This is a genomic window from Pseudoalteromonas sp. SG41-2, from assembly GCF_014164535.1.
Taxonomy (GTDB): Bacteria; Pseudomonadota; Gammaproteobacteria; order Enterobacterales; family Alteromonadaceae; genus Pseudoalteromonas; species Pseudoalteromonas rhizosphaerae.
The window spans coordinates 38,307-58,374 of the sequence record NZ_JACJFK010000012.1 but is presented as its reverse complement, the minus strand read 5'-3'; the positions used below and the strand labels follow the sequence as shown (position 1 = coordinate 58,374).

The following is a 20,068-nucleotide window of genomic DNA, read 5'->3' as shown; positions in this document are numbered from 1 at the left end:
CGTTTAATCCTCTTTGCTGCGTTATTTTGGGGCTTAAAGCGCAAACCTTAAATTATAAGTTAAGTATATTTTAGTTTGTTCAGTAAATGATTCTTCACGGCTGGCCACTCTGATGCAATAATTGAATAAACAACAGTATCGCGAATCGATCCATCTCTTGTTATTTGATGGCTGCGTAAAATACCATCTTGTTTAGCGCCTAGCCTTGCAATTGCCTTTCGCGACTGTTGATTAAAAAAGTGTGTTCTAAACTCAACTGCAATGGCATTGTGAGTATCAAATAAATACTTCAACATCAAAAGTTTACATTCAGTATTTACAGGACTTCTTCGTACAGCCTTGGCATACCATGTGTAGCCTAGTAATGCGCGCTGATGCTGTGCGTCTACGTTATAGAATCGAGTTGTGCCAACTATTTTATGGCTACTATTACACCTTACGGCGAAGGCGCTATTGCCGTTTTTGGCTTCAATAATTGCCCGCTCAACATAACTGTGCATTTGTTCTGGCGAAGGAACATTGGCATACCATAATTTCCAAGACTCTCCATCAAGCACCGCATGTTTTAATTCATCTATATGATGTAAGCTTAACACCTCAAGCGTTATAAAGTGCCCAACCAATGGCATTGGTTTTAACCACTGCATATATTTCCCTTACTCCTAAAACCATTGTTTAATATCTCAACGTTTTGTACATAGAGATGATCCTTTAAGGATTCAATGATAGCAACTTACACAGTGAATTTTACAATTAATTTGTTGATTTCAGCTATAAATCAATACCCTCAAATCCGTTCTATTGACCACTGCACCGCGATGATCGCGATGGCGAGTGAGCCTGCAGGCATCACCCATTTTTGATACCAGTGATAGTTTCTTGCCCAAATAAGGACTGGTAATGTAACTGCTAATATAGCCAGTTGGCCTATCTCTACACCTAAATTAAATGCTAGCACGCTGAGTAATTGATAGTCACTGGATAGCCCTAATTCACCTAATACACTCGCAAAGCCCATGCCATGTAATAAACCAAAGGCGAATGTGACCCAGCCTAAACGCACAACTAATGGCCAAATATTGTTAAGAGCTGCAAACAACACAGATATAGCGATCCCCAGTTCTACCCAGCGACTGTTAGGTGTAACTAATTGTATTGCAGTGGCGGTCAGAGTGATTGAATGCGCCAAAGTAAATGCGGTAACTATCCATGCGGTGTGTTTGAAGATCGTGACTTTTGATTCTACACCTTGCCATTTTGCTGATTTTTTTACTAATACACAGGTAAGCAACAATGCAATTAAAAATAAGATATGGTCAAGTCCGAGCCAAATATGCAGCACTCCTTGGTAAACATATTGATTAAAAGTGGTGAGGTAACTGCTTTTAGTAAAATCAAAAGTTTGAAGGGTATTATTTTTACTCATCACACGAGTTTGATCATTGATAGTGACAATTGCTTTATGATTGGCATCAGTATCGAAAAATGCCTGATAATGAAATGCTATGGCGCTGTGGTTGGTGTCCAGAGCTGGGCAGGATAATTGCAATTGAACAACTACATAGGGTTGATTAAAATGAGTATCAAGCTGCAACGGAGCGTCGCTGGTAAGCGTACATGCTTGCTTGTCCGCTGATGTTACTGTCAGTGAGGTCAGGACAAAATCACTTATGGCGCTATGTTTTGCATTGATCTCATGCCATGCGATAGCCCCATCTTGATTTAAATCAAACGCCACCTGTTGCTCTAAATCGGCAACGTTGATTTGCCAACTACCCGTAAAATGGCTGTCATCGGTTGCGTTTAAATTAATATAGCTGGTACTTAATTGGTGTGCTTGAGCTGTTCCTTGTAACATGAAAAATAAACACAGGTTACAAAAAAACGCAGTTACAAATGCGTTCATAAAGAGGCTCCTTGCGCACGTGTAAGTAATTGCTGATCGGCATCAAGCTTAGCTTGTTGCCAATTTATTTTTGCCCAGTATAGGGCTTTTTCTGGCTGTTTATTGATGTCTAAATAATAGTGAGCTAAATCACTGGCATGAAAACGGTCTTGACGTAATTCACGCAGCGCCACTCTTTGCGCCATTAAATTTTGCCATTGTTTCAGCGAGGTATCGTTGTAGTGTTGCTCTGCAATTGCCAAGCGCAGCAACAAGGCATCTTCTAAATTTTGTTGATCATTTACCAGTGCAGGCAAAGTGTTTAGGACTTTTTGATAATTCCCTTGCGCTAAATAAATATCTGCCCATAACACTACAAGGCTGACGGGGGCTGTTTTTAATGGCAATGACTGGATATGAGCGAGCGCTTCATCGGGTTTATTGAGTCTCAGTGCCATTTCAGCCAATACATGGCGGGTATCATCGCTTTGTTTATTACTTGTAATACTGTTCGCTAAACTTTGATAACTTTGTGCTAATTGACCGTCTTGGCTTAGTACATCAAATGTACAGGTATTAATTACATCCATTGCTGTTAGACCCAAGAGTTTTAAGCATTGTTGTTTAGCGGCTTTAAAGTCACCTTGAACCATTAGCATATTGGCGCGTAATAGATGGGTGTTAACATGGTTAGGATCGCGTTTTAGTACTGCATCGGTGATTGCTAAGGCTGCTGAAAATTGATGTTCACGTTGTAAAACGCGTGCATACATGTAGCCAATTTGTGGTGTGGGAGATTGCGCATAGCGCTGCTGTAACTGGTTTTTTAATAAGCCTTGGCGAAGCTCAGTTTGACCTACTTGTTGGCTATTTATCAGTAACGTCATTAATTCGTCTTGATTAAGGTGTGCGGTATTTATTGCGCGGGCTTTTGCGATGATCTCGTCATCTGCTGGCGTATAAGGTTCAGCCCCTGCATTAACTGAGATCAATAAACAAAGGTAAGTAAAAGCACGGGTGATCATAGCATTCTCCTTAAAAAGGCCATCCATGGCCTGCAAGTATTATTGTGTGATTTAGTTGTTACCTAACAAATCGTCAAATGTGGCATTTTCATCCGCATTTGTGAATGTACGGCCGTTCACACTCAGTGGCTTATCGGTAGCCGCTTGGTTAAATGCTGCACGGCCTAGTAGTGCAAAATCGACTTCAAGTGCTTCAATAGTGATATCAACCATCGCAGTAACTTGGCTGTTTACCCCATCACTGACTGCAAAGGTAAAGCTATCAGAGCCAGTAGTTTCAAGGTTCGGCGTATAGGTGTAACTACCATCACTATTAACCACTACCATGCCTAGCATTGGCTCAGTAACCAGACTGAAGGTAAGAGTATCTCCTTCAGGATCAGAACCTTGTAGCATGTCTTCAATTACAACTTCGGTTTGTGTGGTTACCATATCAGCTGTTGCTGTAGGTGCTTTATTTACCATCGGTGGTATCTCGACGGTGTTATGGTCGTCATCATTGCTACAGCCGCTGAGTGTAAGCGCAGCAAGCAATAACCCAAGATGTGATAATTTAAAATGTTGCATGAGTGTTCTCCTTATTTAGACCCTGCAAGTGGAGTTGCTAGATATGGAAAGCTTGCATCCATCATCGTAGCGTTCACTGGTGCACCATCGGTAAATGGTACGTTACCTACACTGGCATCATCAGATGTACACAGGCCTAAATCAGTATTTGTGCCATTTACTGGAATTGGGTAGCATAAGCGACCCATTACCACACGTAGCGCAATATCAACTACATCATCACCAGGACGACGGCCATTTGGGAAACCGGCTAAATCATCACCAGCAACACCAAATGCTGATTGATCTGCCTGTGCTTTAGCTGCAATTGCTGTGTTTAAACGTAACATTTCAGCACCTGTAACAGTGGCTAATTGATTAACGCCCGGGAAACCAGTTAGAAATGCAGTTACTAAGTCATTACGTGGAAAATTCGTTGGTGCAAGGGTCGCTAGATTTGCCCCTAAGGTGGTATTAACCGCATCTTTAAACAGAATATTTAAAAGCTCTGGTAAAGAAGGGTGGGTAACATAATCAATAAATTGAGCATCGTCTTTAGGCTGTGAACTTGAGAAGGTATCTTTGTCTTTTAAACCAATTACCAACTCATTAACAAGTGGATTACCTAAACGAGATACTTGAGTAAGCGCACCACCGTTTACTGCATTGTTAGCAAATTTAGCATTCGGGTTTAGAATACGCGCCTGCGGTAAGCTTGCTGTAGTCCATGTACCAATAGTGCCGTTGCCATTACCAACTACACAGCTTTTAGGTACTTCGATAGCAATTGCGGTCACATTTTTATCTGCTAAGTCATCATTATCTGCCGATTGTGTAATGCCTCCAGGGAAGCCCGCGCCATCACCTGCGCCCGGCGCACTGTCGCCTTCTACCGGCACATAGTTCACTAAGTCAAAGGTTTTGCCTAGGTTCACTACGAATGGGTCTTTACGTTGGCCAACAAATACTTTTGCCATACCGTCACAGCCTGGGATCGCTACTTGATATACAAATTGCGCTGCGTAGCTTTTATAACCATCCATTGATGAAAACGTTTTATCGCCAATATAATCAAGTGGCTTGTGGAATTCATTACTGCTGGTCATGGTATTAGTTAGCATGGTTTTGCTACCTGTACGCTGATCACCAGCGATCATCGTCATAGTGTATGATTCGCTAAAGTTAACTGCGGCATTATTGCCAGCTGCAACACCACCAACATTTTTGAGTGGTACAGCAACAGTACGTTGGTTGCCTTCAGGGCCAACGGTTAATGCAACACCTTGATTGTCATTAGGCAGCATACTTTTGAAGTTAAAGGCGAAGCTAATATCTTCAATCGCATCGCCATCGTTATCAATATGGATGCTGTAGGTTGCATCAGGATCCATGGCAAAATAGTTAGGTCCGCCATAGCCATCTTGCAATGGAATATAGTTTGCAATCAGGGTGACATAATCACCACGGCCTTGTTCATAACTGTTAAATGCATAAAAATCTGTTGAATCTAAAGTCGGGAAGCGACTGATATTTGGAGCTTCACGGTGACTTGACGCCTCTGATGGGACGCTTACTAAGGTACTACATACTACAACTGCTAATATTGAGGGAGTTAAAGCTTTCATGACTTTGTCCTTTAGTTTTAGATAGTGGTCACTACTAATACGCAAAGCAATTACCATTGGATGCAATAAAAAGTAAAAAATATTAATGAAATGTATATTTAAAATTACCTCGTTGAATTTAATGGAATAAAACACCAGCTTTTGCTGGCTTTTTATTGCGTGTTGTTGGTTTACTTACAGTAAAATTAACTCAGTTGTGTAAAGTACTTCGGTGGGAGAGCCTGTTGGTGAGCCTCCAATAGGTTCTAAACTTATGGCAAGTAATGCGATATCTTGCGCGTTGAAACGTGAGTCTTTTAATAGCGATTTAACGCCATCTTTTGGTAAAAGGCCCAACGAAATAGGTGCATCTTGACCTTTTAATATCATCCACAGTTCATAATCCTTATCAGTTCTGGCGGTCAATTTGTCGCTGGCTTTTATTGATAAACCTTGTTCGTTGATATCGATAAACCATAATGGTTTTTCGCTGGCATCTTTAAACAGCGCAATTTGCTGAGTGTTTTGCCCGACAGGCGTTTGTGGCTGCCAAATAATCAAAGCTAATACGATACTTGCTGCGGTAGCAATTAACGACCACGCTTGCCAAATACTTGTTTTAGGTTGAATAACATTGTTTGGTACCACTGCTTGCTGTGGGTCAATACGCTGTGAAATTGCTTCCCAAACGTGGCTATCAGGCGGCACAGATTTAATTGAGCTGGCTAAATTATTTAAATGTTGCTCCCACATCCAGGTTGCTTCTCGAACACGATTTGATGAGAGCATTAAACGTTGAAAGCGTTTACGAGCAGAGCCTTTTAAGGTCCCTAACACGTATTCAGCCGCCAACATATCGATAAGTTTTTGATTGTCATAATTCATAACGTTAAGCACCTTTGCAACTGTTGCAGGCCGCGTCTGATCCAGCTTTTTACTGTGCCAAGCGGAGTATCAATATGATCAACTAACTCACTGTGAGTCAAGCCTTTGTAGTAGGCTAAGTGGATCGCTTGTTTTTGCTGTTCATCTAGTTGCTCTATACAATCAACGAGTTTACTTTTATCTTCGTAATCAATAGCTAAAGGTGAGTCAGTTAAATCATCTGAGATTGCAGAGTCGTCATCTAAGGATTGCTCTTTACGCACTTTGTGATAGCGCAAAGAGTCTAAGCTACGATAACGAACAATGCTGATCATCCAGCTGATCACTGTGCCTTTGGTTACTTGATAATCAGATGCATTGTGCCAAATTTTCACAAATGCATCTTGCAGCGCTTCCTCGGCATGAGCACGATTGCCTAACATTTTTAAGCTGATCGCAAACAGCTTTGCGCTTGTGGCATTATACAATTTAGCAAATGCCTGTTTATTGCCCTGCGCGGTTGCACTTAGTAGAGGTAATAATTCGTCGGTTTCCATAGAGTTCCTATTATTATTGTCAGTTAGTAAACGTATGATGATGTAAAATGGATGCAAAAAACCAACTAAATGATGGGTGCTTATCATTATTTTCATGCTTTTCCACCAGTTAGCCTAGCAGTAAAATACGGCTTATCAAGTTGCGGCGATCAGTTTTATATCTGAGACTGCAGTCCTACATTCATCGTTTAGAGAGCTGGAAATGACGCCGCAAAGCAGAATAATAGGACCTACCAAAGTTAAATACTGACGAAATTGCAAAAAATCCTGTTACTTCCAATAAATGCCTTGTTTTAGTTATGGTTAAACAGTGCATGAATGTCATACAATGGGGTAAAAGTAGACCACATAAGAGAGATTAAAATGGCCGCATTCGGTACCGTATTTATGCCGCAGATGATTCAAGCACGTTTTACTGATAACGCTTGGAGCGAAAGCTCTGTTGTTCCGTCAGATAAAATTGAACTTCATGCTGGTGCACATGTTCTTCACTATTCAAGTACATGTTTTGAGGGGTTAAAAGCATTTCGCCATGAAGACGGCTCAGTCTATATTTTCCGCATGGACGCTAACATTGCCCGCATGAAACAAAGCTCGCATTTATTAAGCTTACCTGAAGTTGATGGAGCCAAGCTTGAAAAAATGATCATTGATATTGTCCGCCAGTATGCTGATGAAACGCCGTTACCACCGGGCTCTATGTATATTCGTCCAACTCATATCGGTACTGAAGCTGCCATTGGTAAAGCGGCTGTGCCGTCATTAAGTTCATTATTGTATGTGCTATTATCACCTGTGGGTGATTACTTTGCTGGTGGCGCGACTGCGCTGCGAGTATTACTAGAAGAAGATGGTATGCGCTGTGCCCCGCACATGGGTATGATCAAAAGTGGTGGTAACTACGCTAGTGCATTAGCACCCATTACGGCAGCACGCTTGCAACATCAAGCCGACCAAATTCTATTCTGCCCAGGCGGTGATGTACAAGAAACTGGTGCCGCAAACTTTATTTTAATTGATGGTAATGAAATTATTACTAAAGCGCTAGATAGCACCTTTTTACATGGCGTGACGCGCAGCAGTATTTTAACCATAGCTAAAGATTTAGGTATGACAGTATCCGAGCGCAATTTTACAGTCACTGAATTACTTGAGCGTGCTGCAAAACCGGGTACTGAAGCTGCTTTATCTGGCACTGCTGCGGTATTAACCCCAGTGGGTACTTTTATTCATAATGATAAAGAATACAAAGTGGGCAGTGGTGAAGCAGGGCCAACGACAATGCGTTTGCGCCAAGCCCTTAACGATATTCAATGGGGTAAAGCACCAGACACCCATGGCTGGTTAACCAAAATCGACGTGTAAAGTTAAACGATATGTTTTTATAAAAAGCCTAGGTTATTTATAACCTAGGCTTTTTTATGGTCTAAATTATTTAATAATCTATACTTTCAACTGTGTAAGTTAGCTGCAAAGGTGTGTAAAAATAACGTATGTAAACACAGGAAGTATCACTAAACTAATCAGTTGATATCTTAATGCTATGAAATATATATGAATATTTATTTCTGTGAAATTTTATTAGTGGCGCATAGATTGCATTTCTGTTTGGGTATAACTAACGACAAAAGGAGCGTTTATGTGGGCCGCAATAAGTTACTTATTACTGGCAATTGTATTTATCATTATGGGGTGGCAGGTTAGTCCTAGCTATTTTTCGCTGCTATTCTATTGGACGGCTTTATCTCTATTACTGGTAAGCGGTGCCTATTTTTTTAATATTGCAAAAATTTTTCGTAAACGAGAAAACGGTGTTATCCCGTTTTACATTCGTTGGGCTTTCATACCTTTTTTATTGGGGGCACAAGTTTATAACGCGTGGAGCCGAAAGCACGATAAAGTACCGCCATTACAACAAATTAACGAACACTTATTTTTAGCCTGTCGCTTATTCCCTTCAGATATAGATACTTTAAAAGATAACGGTATTACCGCGATTTTAGATGTAACCTGTGAATTTGATGGACTTGAATGGTCATCAACACAAGAAAACATAAACTATTTAAATATCCCAGTGCTTGATCATCGAGTCCCAACACGTTCGCAGCTTAATCAAGCGATTAACTGGATTGCCCATCATATTAAAGATAATCGTCGTGTGGTGGTGCATTGTGCGTTGGGTCGTGGTCGTTCAGTGTTTGTGATGGCGGCTTATTTACTCAGTCAAAATAAGGAGGCTGATGTACATCAAGTGCTTGCGCAAATAAAAGAAACACGCGAAACCGCTAATTTAAATAAACACCAACTGCGTCAACTAGTTAAACGCCATAAAAAGGGTGAGTTATTAATCAAAAATAAAGCGGTATTAATTGCTAATCCAGTTTCCGGCACTAAGTTATGGCAGCAAAAAGAGCATTTAATTGTTGCGCGTTTATCTGCTTATTATAACTTAAAAGTGATGATCACATCAGTCGAGCAAAATGGGATTGTGTTGGCCAAACAAGCGATAGCTGATAAACCAGATATGATCATCGCCTGCGGCGGCGATGGCACAGTGGCAGAAGTGGCAAGTGTTTTGGTAAACACAGACTGTAAATTAGGTATTATCCCATTTGGCACGGCCAATGCTCTAGCACATGTGTTAATGGGAATTAAGTCAAAGTTGATCCCTGTGGAAGTAGCATGTGATTTGATTATTGAAGGGCAAACCAAGCAAATGGATACAGCATATTGCAATGGTGAGTTGATGTTGTTGTTAGCAGGGATTGGCTTTGAACAACACATGATTGAAAAAGCCGATCGGGATACTAAAAATGAGCTTGGTCAGTTCGCATATTTACAGGGCTTCTGGCAAGCTTTGGGTGAACAAAAAGCCCAAGATTTCACCGTACAGCTAGATGATAACGAGCCGCAGCAAATACATACCAATAGTTTAATTGTCGCTAATGCTGCACCTTTTACTACTTTACTAGCGCAAGGTGGGGGACAGCCAGATCATTACGATGGCTTGCTCGATGTTAATTGGCTCACTCCAAACCAAGACGCATCAGCCAATGTATTAAGTATTGCTGAGCTGGTATTTAGCAGTATTACCCAAGCACATTTTGCGATTAATTCACATCATACCAATGCGCGCCGCGTTGCAATATCGGCGACTCAGGAAATAAAATATGTACTTGATGGTGAAGTTAAAAGTGCTGATAAATTGATCATTGAAATTACTCCGCAATCACTGGCGGTGATCTGTGCAGAGCAGGTCGAGTAACTGAACTTGTTGCGCGTTATAAGCTATAACGCGCAATGGCTGTTACTTCTTTTTAATACTAGGCCACACAAAACCGCTGTTTTGCGGTTGTGCATCGACACAGTTATCGAGGTATAACTGCTCGACCTTGGTACGCGCCCAAGGTGTTTTACGTAAAAATTTAAGGCTCGATTTTACACTTGGGTCAGATTTAAAACAGCGAATATCAACATGCTCACCCATTGCTTTCCAGCCAAGTGTTTGCTCGAGTTTTACTACTATTTGTTCGAGTGTAATGCCATGTAACGGGTTGTTTGCTTGCTGATTCATAAGTCACTATTGCTTGATAAAAGTCGCTGCTATTGTAACGTAACTGTGCGTTGATACCAATTCTATTAATTAACGCGAATTGTTTTAGGGGCGGTTGGGTAAATAATTTCATTTTGCTCGTTGAGCATTAACCAATTTAACGCGCTATTATTGTGATGAGGGTTTTTTGCTGCACAGATCACCCGCACATTAGCCATTAAAATAATCGCACCTTCACTGTAGCGTTGATCTTCAAACCAACAGAGTTGCTGCTCGCTAACTTTATTTTTTGCGTCAAGAAACAAGGCTGGTTTTTGATTATTACTGAAACTATTAGCCGAGTAAATTACACTGATAAAACAGATGCCTATAATCGTTATAATTCGCATATTTAGCCTTTGCATTAAAAAATAACTACACTAAGCTTATACCTAAGTTACCCCAAAATACTAGTTTCAGTTGCAATTAAATGCGTTTAAACCAGCCCACTTAGGGTTTTAGGGTGACTTGGCCATAAAATGTGTTAGGGTAAAATCCACAAAAATAATTTTCTAAAGACAAGGTGAACACATGCAATTTAAACAAACGATGATTGACGAATTTACACTGTTAGCAAAATTTCCATTAACCAGTAAAATGCAAGGTATTAAGTTACATAGTGATGCTGATGAAAGCTTATTAAGCGCGGCACAACGATTGTTTGATAAAGGTATTATAGATAGCCCAGATGGCGGTTACTTAACCGATCTGGGCTTAGATCTGATAGAGCACGTAACCGTGCTACACAGTGCGTTGGGTAATTAAAAAATATCAGGCTGCATCCGGTTGGTTTTGTGGTGCAGCATCAATAAATGCATCAAGCTTGTTACAACGTTCATAAATGGCTGCTATTTTCGGATACGCAGTCATATCGACGTTAAAACGATAAGCATTAAATACTTGCGGCACTAAACACACATCAGCAAGGCTAGGTTTATCACCCACACAATATTCATTTGTATGATCAAGTAGCTGTTCAATTTTTTCAAAACCAACCTCTACCCAATGACGATACCAGGTATTTTTGATTGCATCGTCAGCACCAAGTTCACCACTTAAATATTTCAGTACCCGTAGGTTATCAATAGGATGAATATCGCAGGCAATGGCATAACATAAATTACGGATCTGGGCTTTTTGCCAGGCATCACCAAATAATAGTGGTGTGTCGGGGTGTGTTTCTTCAAGGTATTCTAAAATTGCCATCGATTGTGCGAGTACACCGTCATTGGTTTCCAGCGCAGGTAATAACCCTTGCGGGTTTTTATCTAGGTATTCAGGTGCTTGTTGCTCAGATTTTAGTAAGTTAACAGTTACTAACTCATGCTTAATATTTTTTAAATTAAGCGCAATACGCACGCGATATGCGGCAGATGAACGAAAATATGTATAAAGTTTCATGGTTCAATTATCCTTGTGGGCCACTGTAGTGTTTTTTAATAGTTCGCCAGCAATCAGTGTAGTTAGGTTGGCGCTCTTTGCCTTCTAATGCGTATTTTGTTGGTGAAATAACGTAACGTGATTCAAACATAAACGCGAGGGTATTTTCGTAGCGTTGCGGTTCAAGCTCTGCGTTAGAGGCCTTTTCAAATACATCAGCTTCTGGGCCATGCGGTGACATACAATTATGTAAACTCATGCCTCCTGGTACAAAGCCGTGCTCTTTGGCGTCGTACACGCCTTCAATTAAGCCCATAAATTCACTCATAATATTGCGGTGATAATAGGGTGGGCGAAAAGTGTTTTCTGCCACCATCCAGCGTGGAGGAAAAATTGCAAAATCAATATTAGCAACACCTTCTGTGCCTGACGGGGATGTCAGTACTGTGAAGATAGACGGATCAGGATGATCAAAGCTCACTGTATTCATTACATTAAAACGTGCTAAATCATATTTATAGGGAGCGCTGTTGCCCGTCCAGGCTACAACATCTAAAGGGGAGTGGCCTATATCACAGCGGAACATATTACCGTTGAACTTAGCAACCAACTCAAACTCACCTTCTTTATCTTCAAAGGCAGCAACAGGGTATTGAAAATCACGGTCGTTAGCGTAGCCGTTGGCTCCCACTGGGCCGCGCTCAGCTAACACATAAGCATGACCATAATTTTCACAGATATAACCACGAGCAGTATCACAGAGCAAAACGACTTGGAATTTAATGCCACGCGGGATCACTGCGATTTCACCCGCTTTAACCGTTAAATTACCACATTCTGTTTTCAGCAGTAACTGACCTTGCTGCGGCACAAATAACATTTCGCCGTCGGCATTATAAAAATAACGATCAGTCATTGATTTATTCGCTACATAAACATGGATGCCAATTCCTGTTTGGCCATTGGCGCTGCCGTTTGCAGCCATAGTGATCAAACCATCAATGAAATCGGTTGGCGTGGTTGGAATATCAATTGGATCCCAACGAAGCATAGTAGGTGGAGTTGGGACTTCGGTAATTGGAGCGGTGCGAATTAAACCGTTATCAATTGCGCTGTAATCACTTTGGACAACCGATGGGCGAATACGGTACATCCAAGTGCGGCGGTTATCAGCACGCGGCGCGGTAAATGCGGTGGTACTAAATTGTTCAGCGTATAAATCGTATTTTACTTTTTGCGGGCTAAACTGCCCAATAGGCAATGCGCCAGGCAGAGCTTCGGTTTCAAACTCATTGCCAAATCCTGTCATATATTTTAATTCGCTGGTCATCACTCGACTCCTTTATGTTTTACTGTAAGATACTCTCAAGTGAGACTAAATTCAAACATCATGCTTTTTGCCACTGTACATATTTATGGACACTTAAACATGATTGTAAATTAACAGGACATAGCCGTTATGGCTCTCGATTTAGAGACATTTTTACCTTATCGTCTGGCTAACTTAGCCAGTAAAATGAGTGAACAGTTTGCACCCGTGTATCAACAGCAAAGTGATTTAAGCATTCCTCAGTGGCGTATTTTGTTTAATTTAGCCCAGTTTGGACAAAGCAACGCAAAAGCATTGTGTGAGCAAGCTGCAATGGATAAATCCACTGTATCACGGGCAATTAAGGCATTGATAGATAAGCACTATGTAGAGAGTTTAATCGATCCGGCAGATAAACGCGCCAGCTTGTTAGCGTTGAGTGAGCAAGGGTTGGGCTTGTATCAGCAGTTAGCCCCAGCTGCTTTAGCGTGGGAGAAGAATCTGTTGGATGTTTTAACTCAAGCCGAGTATCAAACCTTGCTTAGTTGTTTAGATAAGTTAACTAGTAAATTAGATGAATAAAACAAAAAGCCCATCAAAAGATGGGCTTTAAAATTAATTTAATTTGTAAGTTACCTTAGCAAATTAGAACGTGTAACGAACACCTACACGCATTTCCCATAAAGAGGCATTGCGTTGTATTGACTGCTCTGCACTGCGTGCACTGAAGTTTGAGTAAACGTATTGACCTTGGTCATTGACGTTCACTTCAACCATTTTATTACCAACGAAAGAACCTTTCTTCAATACACCCCAATCATCGTTCAACATATTAGTTAAGTTATCGATAACGAAGAATGCTTCACCTTTATGACCGTCCATAAAGCCTGGGATTTCTTGAGTAAGTTTGAAGTTAAATTTAACAAACCAATCAGAGTTTTGCGCATTTCGAGAAGAAATTTCACCACGTTTCAAACCTTCAGAAGCGATAAAGTCGTTAAACTCGTTAATTTCATCAGCGCTCATGTTGTAAACAACATTAGGATCGTTTTCTAGTGGTACATATAGCAATTGACGTGCGCCATTAGAGTTTCTATCGCCAAACTGGATATCACCTGCATTTGTGTTTCTATTGCTCTTATAAGTAAAGCTATATGGTAAACCTTTATAAGCTTCACCAAATAGGTTAAAGCGGGTGTTATAACCATTGAAGAACTCATGATTATAAGCAAGGTTTAATGTAAAGCGATGTGGAATTTCGTAATCTGATGTAGCTACTCCAGGATTTCCTGGGTTAGTTGTTGCTAAGTTACCGTAGTTTGAGCTAGCAACAGAGCTGGTCATTGGATTTACGTCGTTAGCATCAGTATAAGCATAAGAGAATTGTACTGAGATACCGCTATCGAATGACTTACTTACTGCTGCGGATATGATCGACGAATCACCACTGTCACCATTTACATTAGTTAGTAATAGTTCGCCACTACGATATTTACCAGGGTTTAATGGATCTTCCTTTCTTTCATAGATAGGGCGTCCATCGAAAGTAGTATCACCAGAATCTTGTAAAGCAATATCTACAAGCGTAGCAGCATCACGTTTTTTGGTATACAAATAATCCAAAGCAAACACGTAATCGTTTTCAGTTGTGTAAGTTGCTCCTAAAGAGTACTTCCACTCAGATGGGATTTCAAAGTTAGGATCAACTGCGTTTGCAGTTGCATCACCAGAACCAATTTCAGTGTTTGCAACTTTATCAAACATATCTTGTGGAACTTCATAACCTGGAGTGCCACTATTTACATTTGGCGTATCAAATAAGTCAACTAGAGTAACTTCGTCATCACCAGAGCCAACTTTATAAGAGTTACTGATATCGCTAATGTAAGTACCAATATTGGTAATACCATCATTAGAGTATGAGTTAGATAGCCATACATTTGGGTTACCGCCTGAGAACAAGCCAACCCCCGCACGCACTTCTAATGCATCAGTTGCATACCATTCAAAGCCAACACGCGGTTGAATTAAATCAATACCATCAAAAGTTGACTGGTTGCTATAGCCATAGCGATTAGTAAAGTTCTGATTAAGTGTTGGTTTATCATCACTTGAATAGCTGTCGTAACGAAGACCAAATGTTAGAGAAGCATCGATATCTGAGAAGCTGTATTCATCTTGGACATAAAATGTATTTTGTGAATAAGCAAAGTTAGCTGCGGCATCATCAGGGTTATTCGTGCTTGCAGAGTTATTATAATAAACTGCATTAGCTATACCATTTCTATACGCATCAATTGATGCAAAACGCCACTCACCTTCAGTGTGTTGTACGAATTGGTTAAATACTTCTAGCTTTTCATACTCAAAACCAGCTGTAATTGTATGTTGGTTAAGGTAGTAAGTACCGGCAAACTTAGCTGTAGTAGTATCGTAGTTTAAGTCATTTGATTGACGAGAATCATCTGGGCCTACGTATACAGTTGCATTATCAGTGCTGATTTGGAACTCACCGAAACTACTTGCTGCATCTAAAGATTCAACTCGTGCGTCTAGTTCTGATTTACCTAAACGGATTTCTGAAGAGAAGTTATCATTCCAGTCAGAGTATAAAGAAGCAACGATTGATGTAAACTCGGCGCCTTGCTCATAAAAATGGCTATCAAAAGCGAGTTCATCACCATCAGCATCTGATTGTGACAATGTAAATCCATCGTTATAGTTATAGATAAGGTTTGCACGGTGATTGTCGTTAATGTTCCAATCTAGTTTTACTAAGATTTTTTCATCTTCAACTGGTGAACTAGATGGTGTAGCGCCTGCATCATAGCCATATACATCTTTAGTAATTTGTTTAATTTGCTCAATTTCATCAGAAGAAACTAACGATGAGTAATTAAATTGTTGTACACCTTCAAGTTTTTCATAAGAGGTAAACAAGAATAGTTTATCGTTAATTAATGGTAAGCCAACATTAAAGCCGTAACGCTTTTCGCTGAAATCGCCATTATCAACTTTATCACCTTCAATTTTGTCGCCTTTCATCGAATCGTTAGTGTAATCGTAGAAAACTCCACCGTGGATTTCGTTACCACCAGACTTGGTAACGGCATTAATGTTACATGATGTGAAGCCACCGTACTGAACGTCAAATGGCGCTAACTCTACCGCAACTTGCTCGATTGAATCGAAAGAGAAAGGTGCACGAACAGTTGGGTAACCATTTGAGCTAAGACCGAAGTTATCGTTCATACGAACGCCGTCAAGCGTTAAGCTGTTAAAGCGTGGGTTACCACCACCACAGTTGATTGTGCCACGGCTGTCATCGATAGCAACACGTGGGTCGATTCGAATAATATCTCTTAGATCACGGTTAATTGCAGGTTGGTTTTCAAGGTCCGTAAGAGTAAATGTTGAAGCCGGACCTGTACCACCTGACATTGTGCTAATAGCACGGCCAGTGACTACAATTTGTTCTATACTCGATTGTGGTTCAAGCGTTACGTTTACTGGGTAATCAGCACCTACTTGCAAGTTGATGTTATTAAATGATTGGTCAGCAAATACATCTGAATCAACAACAACACTGTAAGGACCGCCAACACGAAGACCTTTCGCGGTGAAGTAACCAGCATCGTTTGTTTCAGTTTCTTTTGTTGAACCTGATGGAACGTGAACGATAGTAATTTTTGTGCCTGCAGCAGGGTTACCATTAGGTCCCTTGATCTGACCTTTAATTGCAGAGGTCGTTTCATTTGCAAACGCTGCGCCACTTACGCCAACACAAGCTGCGATAGCAAGTGAAAGTGCTGTTTTGCGGAGTTGAATTTTCATTATTTATTTCCCGTGTAAGGTGTAATATTTTTTAGTTTTGGTATTAATTTGCTCGGATTTTCCAAGCAGCTAAATTGTACCCTATTATTTCATTACAAATAAGTTACATTGCACATAAATTTGTAATAAAAGTAGTTTAGAACAAAATTGCGGTTTTTCGAGCAATTTAGTACCCATGGGTCAATTTACTCATTAAATATGACAAAAGTATGAAACCCAGTGCTTTATGCATAAAAAAACCCGCTAAAAGCGGGTTTTACATAGAGTTTTAAAAATTAGAACTTGTAGCTGATACCAATCTTAGCTTGCCATGTTGATGAGCTCGTTATTTGGCTATAGTTTCTTACATCAGCTCCACCAAAGCTATTATCAATAATATAGCGTCCTTGGTCATCAAGACCACCAAAATCATAAATAGATTGGTCTGAATAGCCCAAGCTTTTTTCTATACCCCAATCGCTATTAAGTAGGTTAGCGAAATTATCAATCATAAGGTATAGCTCGCCACTATGGCCGTTAGCAAAGCCAGGGATTTCTTGTTTAATGCTGATGTCCATGGTGGTAACCCAAGGCTGCGTTCCAGTATTTTTACCGATAATGCCGCCACGTTGAGAGATACCTGCGCGATCTAAACGCTCTGCTAATTGTGCCCAATTCATTTCAGAATCAGCCCAATTGACATTCGCATCATCAGCACCCGTTGGAATATAGGCCAAATAAGCACTGCTACTAAATAAAGAACTTGTGTCACCTAAGTGAGCATCTTTATGCATATTCATTGTATAACTAAATGGACGACCAGAATGGCGTTCAAAATACATATTAAATTTAGTCGCATAACCGGCAATAAATTCAGCATTGTAGCCTAAGTTAATTTTGAAACTATGCTCAACTTCATAAAAGCCACGTGCTGCCACATCTTGATTACGATTAGCAGTAATATTGTGCTTATAGTTACCTTCGGCTTGCGACGCTGATCCAACAGAAGACTCAGTAACATCTTGATGAGCATAACTTGCAGAAACAAATAAACCGTTATCCCATTCTTTAGCAATACCAGTAGAGATAATGATAGAGCGACCATCGTCGGTTGAATTAGTCATTGCAATATCAACATTATCTTTCAATGCACCACTGTAGATGGTTTCATTAATTACACGCTCGCCGTCAGCCGCTAAACCGATAGGACGGATAGAGGTATTATGCCATACAGCTTCATTTTCTTTTTTGTGGTAAGCAATTTCGGCCTGCCATTTAAAGCCATTACCTAATAGTTCAGAATCAAATTCATATTCAAAGCCAACTTGAGCGCGAATACTTGAAGGTAACTTGAAATCAGGATCAATGTAAGCAGTACTTCCTGCCCCTTGCTCTAACGAATTTTTAATAACATCAGGGACCTGAGTGATATCTGCTGGGTTATTTTGGTAGTAGTCGTTTATTACACTATTTGGTGCAGAAACGAGGGTAATACCATCTTTTTGAAATGAGTTGTTATACCAGACATTTGGAATACCGCCTTGGAAACGACCAATTCCACCGTTAATAGTTAATGCTTCAGTTGCATAATATTTAAAGCCAACGCGAGGTAGAATAATATCTAAACCATCAAGGTTCTCTTGATTACTAAAACCATAGGTGCTTAGAAAGCTTTCATTAAGAGTCGGTTTATCATCAGATGATAAGCGCTCATAGCGAAGGCCAGCTGTCACTTCTAAGTCATCATTTAAGTAAAAGGTATCTTCAATATATAAAGCTAATTGACTACGTGTTACATCATAGGCGGTATCTGCTGAATTATTAGTGTACGCATTTTGATAAGAGAAGTCATAAGCACTTACTTCGCGGTTAGCAAAATTTTCTAGACTAGTGAATTTCCATGTACCTAATGAGTTTTCAGCAAACAAGTTATATAAACGAAGTGACTCATATTGAGCACCAAAGTTAATTTCATGCTCGTCCATTAGATAAGTTGCATCAAGTGTCAGTGTTAAGTTTTCAGTTTCAGATTTGTTCGCATGGCGATATCTATCAGTACCAAAATTAAAGTTAGGGCCCTTTCTGCCATTTTCTTCTACGGTAATGCTACCTAAGTTTGAGCGAGTAATACTGTCAGAGGTCACATCTTTATAGGCAATACCAATCTCTGTTGAAAAGTCTTCAGTCCAATCAGAATAAAGTTTAGTGGCAAAATTATTAAACTTAGTAACATATGCATATGTATTTGATTTTAAGACTACTCTATTTCCACCTTTACTCTCATTTTTCTCAGCTTGATCGTCTTGCCATTGATATGTGAAATCTAGGCGATGCTCATCACTGGCATTCCAGCTAAGTTTAACTAATAAATTTTTGTTGGTGTCTTCAGGCGCGCCTGCTAATGAATCGGTTAAACCATATTCGTCATTTAAAATAGCAATAAAGCGATTGTAGCTGTCTTCGGTTATTTTAAATTCATTTGCAGCACCAGAATCCTTAAAGCCATAATCTAAATCCTGCTCACTTGACCACTGTGCGTAGTTTACAAAGTAAAATAGTTCATCTTTAATAACTGCGCCACCGACATTAAAACCAAAACGTTGTTCAGTTTGAATCGGTTTTACTTTATTCGTTGAATAAGTTTTATAACCGGCTTTATCAGTATCTTCTTCTTTAATTGTTTGAACATCGCCGGCCATATCAGGTGTAGATGTTTCATAGAAACCTGAAAATTTGAATTCATTAGTACCAGACTTCGTTACGGCGTTTATTGTACCGCCGCCAAAGTTACCTTTAGAAGCTGAAAAAGGCGATACGTCAACTGAAACTTGCTCTATTGCGTCAAGTGAAACAGGAGGTTGAGACGTCGGGTAGCCACCAAAATTTAAACCAAAGTCATCGTTTTGACCGATACCATCAACAGTTAGACCGTTAGTACGAGGGTTGCTCCCCGCAAAAGTTAACTCGCCATTACCATTGATACTTGCTAAAGGATTTAGACGGGCAATATCTTTAATGTCACGGTTAAAGCTTGGCATGTTATTGATTGTATCTTCGCCAAAGGTACTGCTTGAACCACCAGATTGCTGAATAATTTTATAGCCTGATACTTCAATTTTTTCGATGTTAGCTGCTTGAAGCTGAGAATTAAGACGATATGTATCGCCCAGTTCTAAATATATATTTTCAAGCATGGTATCGGTAAATTGGTCTGAATCAATAAACACAGTGTAAGGGCCGCCAACACGTAAACCATTGGCAATAAAGGTACCGCTTTCATTGGTTGTTAATTCGCTTACAGTGCCAGTTGGTTGGTGAATAACTTTAATTTTCACATTTGCAGCTGCAGTGCCAGAAGGTGTAGTAATTTTACCACGCATAGCGGATGAGGTATCTGCTGCCATTACGCTTGTAGAAACACCTAAGGCTAGGATCACAGCCCCAGTTAATTTCGAAAGGCGAAGCTTATTCATTTTGTTGATTCCCGTGGAAA

17 protein-coding genes are annotated in these 20,068 nt (G+C 40.1%); 4 read left to right on the top strand and 13 right to left on the bottom strand.

Features of this window, described 5'->3' with window-relative positions; genetic code table 11:
- Positions 1–59: 59 nt before the first annotated feature.
- The 7 genes from H5186_RS11285 to H5186_RS11255 all read right to left on the bottom strand — a co-directional run bounded on the left by H5186_RS11285 (position 60) and on the right by H5186_RS11255 (position 6,481).
- Positions 60–647 carry a GNAT family N-acetyltransferase gene (locus H5186_RS11285; protein WP_145234394.1) on the bottom strand — a complete coding sequence of 196 codons (588 nt, stop codon included), beginning with the start codon at positions 645–647 and terminating at the stop codon, positions 60–62.
- A 140-nt stretch (positions 648–787) separates the two neighbouring features.
- Positions 788–1,906: a HupE/UreJ family protein gene (locus tag H5186_RS11280; protein ID WP_182739505.1), complete on the bottom strand. Its 1,119-nt coding sequence runs from the start codon at positions 1,904–1,906 to the stop codon at positions 788–790.
- Positions 1,903–2,910, bottom strand: coding sequence for a hypothetical protein (locus tag H5186_RS11275; protein ID WP_182739506.1), 1,008 nt, complete (start codon positions 2,908–2,910; stop codon positions 1,903–1,905). Before H5186_RS11275 ends, H5186_RS11280 begins: the two co-directional genes overlap by 4 nt.
- A 51-nt stretch (positions 2,911–2,961) precedes the next feature.
- Positions 2,962–3,477, bottom strand: coding sequence for an Ig-like domain-containing protein (locus tag H5186_RS11270; protein WP_149979975.1), 516 nt, complete (start codon positions 3,475–3,477; stop codon positions 2,962–2,964).
- 11 nt (positions 3,478–3,488) lie between these two features.
- Positions 3,489–5,081, bottom strand: coding sequence for a DUF4331 domain-containing protein (locus H5186_RS11265; protein WP_149979976.1), 1,593 nt, complete (start codon positions 5,079–5,081; stop codon positions 3,489–3,491).
- Positions 5,082–5,255: 174 nt separating this feature from the next.
- A complete protein-coding gene (locus H5186_RS11260; RefSeq protein WP_149979977.1) occupies positions 5,256–5,945 on the bottom strand; it encodes an anti-sigma factor domain-containing protein in 690 nt (229 codons plus the stop codon).
- Entirely contained in the window at positions 5,942–6,481 is a 540-nt protein-coding gene (locus H5186_RS11255; RefSeq protein ID WP_182717590.1) for a sigma-70 family RNA polymerase sigma factor, read from the bottom strand. Before H5186_RS11255 ends, H5186_RS11260 begins: the two co-directional genes overlap by 4 nt.
- A 363-nt stretch (positions 6,482–6,844) precedes the next feature.
- Between H5186_RS11255 and H5186_RS11250 the strand changes: the two genes are divergently transcribed.
- Together H5186_RS11250 and H5186_RS11245 are read left to right on the top strand one after the other, a co-directional pair.
- The gene (locus H5186_RS11250; protein ID WP_182717589.1) at positions 6,845–7,846 is read left to right on the top strand and encodes a branched-chain amino acid aminotransferase; all 1,002 of its coding nucleotides are present in this window, start codon (positions 6,845–6,847) and stop codon (positions 7,844–7,846) included.
- Between the two features lie 274 nt (positions 7,847–8,120).
- Positions 8,121–9,746, top strand: coding sequence for a diacylglycerol kinase family protein (locus H5186_RS11245; protein WP_182717588.1), 1,626 nt, complete (start codon positions 8,121–8,123; stop codon positions 9,744–9,746).
- Positions 9,747–9,788: 42 nt separating this feature from the next.
- Here the strand turns inward: H5186_RS11245 and H5186_RS11240 are convergent, their stop codons facing one another.
- Together H5186_RS11240 and H5186_RS11235 are read right to left on the bottom strand one after the other, a co-directional pair.
- On the bottom strand, positions 9,789–10,055 hold the full coding sequence (locus H5186_RS11240) for a VF530 family DNA-binding protein (protein WP_145234376.1): 267 nt from the start codon (positions 10,053–10,055) through the stop codon (positions 9,789–9,791).
- A 65-nt stretch (positions 10,056–10,120) separates the two neighbouring features.
- Positions 10,121–10,423 (bottom strand): DUF1496 domain-containing protein, encoded by a 303-nt coding sequence (locus H5186_RS11235; RefSeq protein ID WP_182717587.1) that lies wholly within the window; start codon positions 10,421–10,423, stop codon positions 10,121–10,123.
- A gap of 181 nt (positions 10,424–10,604) precedes the next feature.
- Between H5186_RS11235 and H5186_RS11230 the strand changes: the two genes are divergently transcribed.
- Entirely contained in the window at positions 10,605–10,838 is a 234-nt protein-coding gene (locus tag H5186_RS11230; protein WP_145234371.1) for a TIGR02647 family protein, read from the top strand.
- 6 nt (positions 10,839–10,844) lie between these two features.
- Here the strand turns inward: H5186_RS11230 and maiA are convergent, their stop codons facing one another.
- The gene (gene maiA / locus H5186_RS11225; RefSeq protein ID WP_182739507.1) at positions 10,845–11,474 is read right to left on the bottom strand and encodes a maleylacetoacetate isomerase; all 630 of its coding nucleotides are present in this window, start codon (positions 11,472–11,474) and stop codon (positions 10,845–10,847) included.
- 7 nt (positions 11,475–11,481) lie between these two features.
- Positions 11,482–12,783 carry a homogentisate 1,2-dioxygenase gene (gene hmgA / locus H5186_RS11220; RefSeq protein WP_182739508.1) on the bottom strand — a complete coding sequence of 434 codons (1,302 nt, stop codon included), beginning with the start codon at positions 12,781–12,783 and terminating at the stop codon, positions 11,482–11,484.
- Positions 12,784–12,912: 129 nt separating this feature from the next.
- Between hmgA and H5186_RS11215 the strand changes: the two genes are divergently transcribed.
- A complete protein-coding gene (locus tag H5186_RS11215) occupies positions 12,913–13,344 on the top strand; it encodes a MarR family winged helix-turn-helix transcriptional regulator (RefSeq protein WP_182760769.1) in 432 nt (143 codons plus the stop codon).
- A 63-nt stretch (positions 13,345–13,407) separates the two neighbouring features.
- Here the strand turns inward: H5186_RS11215 and H5186_RS11210 are convergent, their stop codons facing one another.
- Both H5186_RS11210 and H5186_RS11205 read right to left on the bottom strand, forming a co-directional pair.
- Positions 13,408–16,596: a TonB-dependent receptor gene (locus H5186_RS11210; RefSeq protein WP_182760768.1), complete on the bottom strand. Its 3,189-nt coding sequence runs from the start codon at positions 16,594–16,596 to the stop codon at positions 13,408–13,410.
- A 275-nt stretch (positions 16,597–16,871) separates the two neighbouring features.
- Positions 16,872–20,048: a TonB-dependent receptor gene (locus tag H5186_RS11205; protein ID WP_182794468.1), complete on the bottom strand. Its 3,177-nt coding sequence runs from the start codon at positions 20,046–20,048 to the stop codon at positions 16,872–16,874.
- Positions 20,049–20,068: the final 20 nt, after the last annotated feature.

Excerpts from the sequence above, each read along its gene's own strand:
- H5186_RS11285 (WP_145234394.1), bottom strand. The coding sequence starts at position 647 with ATGCAGTGGTTAAAACCAATGCCATTGGTTGGGCACTTTATAACGCTT.
- H5186_RS11280 (WP_182739505.1), bottom strand. The coding sequence starts at position 1,906 with ATGAACGCATTTGTAACTGCGTTTTTTTGTAACCTGTGTTTATTTTTC.
- H5186_RS11275 (WP_182739506.1), bottom strand. The coding sequence starts at position 2,910 with ATGATCACCCGTGCTTTTACTTACCTTTGTTTATTGATCTCAGTTAAT.
- H5186_RS11270 (WP_149979975.1), bottom strand. The coding sequence starts at position 3,477 with ATGCAACATTTTAAATTATCACATCTTGGGTTATTGCTTGCTGCGCTT.
- H5186_RS11265 (WP_149979976.1), bottom strand. The coding sequence starts at position 5,081 with ATGAAAGCTTTAACTCCCTCAATATTAGCAGTTGTAGTATGTAGTACC.
- H5186_RS11260 (WP_149979977.1), bottom strand. The coding sequence starts at position 5,945 with ATGAATTATGACAATCAAAAACTTATCGATATGTTGGCGGCTGAATAC.
- H5186_RS11255 (WP_182717590.1), bottom strand. The coding sequence starts at position 6,481 with ATGGAAACCGACGAATTATTACCTCTACTAAGTGCAACCGCGCAGGGC.
- H5186_RS11250 (WP_182717589.1), top strand. The coding sequence starts at position 6,845 with ATGGCCGCATTCGGTACCGTATTTATGCCGCAGATGATTCAAGCACGT.
- H5186_RS11245 (WP_182717588.1), top strand. The coding sequence starts at position 8,121 with ATGTGGGCCGCAATAAGTTACTTATTACTGGCAATTGTATTTATCATT.
- H5186_RS11240 (WP_145234376.1), bottom strand. The coding sequence starts at position 10,055 with ATGAATCAGCAAGCAAACAACCCGTTACATGGCATTACACTCGAACAA.
- H5186_RS11235 (WP_182717587.1), bottom strand. The coding sequence starts at position 10,423 with ATGCGAATTATAACGATTATAGGCATCTGTTTTATCAGTGTAATTTAC.
- H5186_RS11230 (WP_145234371.1), top strand. The coding sequence starts at position 10,605 with ATGCAATTTAAACAAACGATGATTGACGAATTTACACTGTTAGCAAAA.
- maiA (WP_182739507.1), bottom strand. The coding sequence starts at position 11,474 with ATGAAACTTTATACATATTTTCGTTCATCTGCCGCATATCGCGTGCGT.
- hmgA (WP_182739508.1), bottom strand. The coding sequence starts at position 12,783 with ATGACCAGCGAATTAAAATATATGACAGGATTTGGCAATGAGTTTGAA.
- H5186_RS11215 (WP_182760769.1), top strand. The coding sequence starts at position 12,913 with ATGGCTCTCGATTTAGAGACATTTTTACCTTATCGTCTGGCTAACTTA.
- H5186_RS11210 (WP_182760768.1), bottom strand. The coding sequence starts at position 16,596 with ATGAAAATTCAACTCCGCAAAACAGCACTTTCACTTGCTATCGCAGCT.
- H5186_RS11205 (WP_182794468.1), bottom strand. The coding sequence starts at position 20,048 with ATGAATAAGCTTCGCCTTTCGAAATTAACTGGGGCTGTGATCCTAGCC.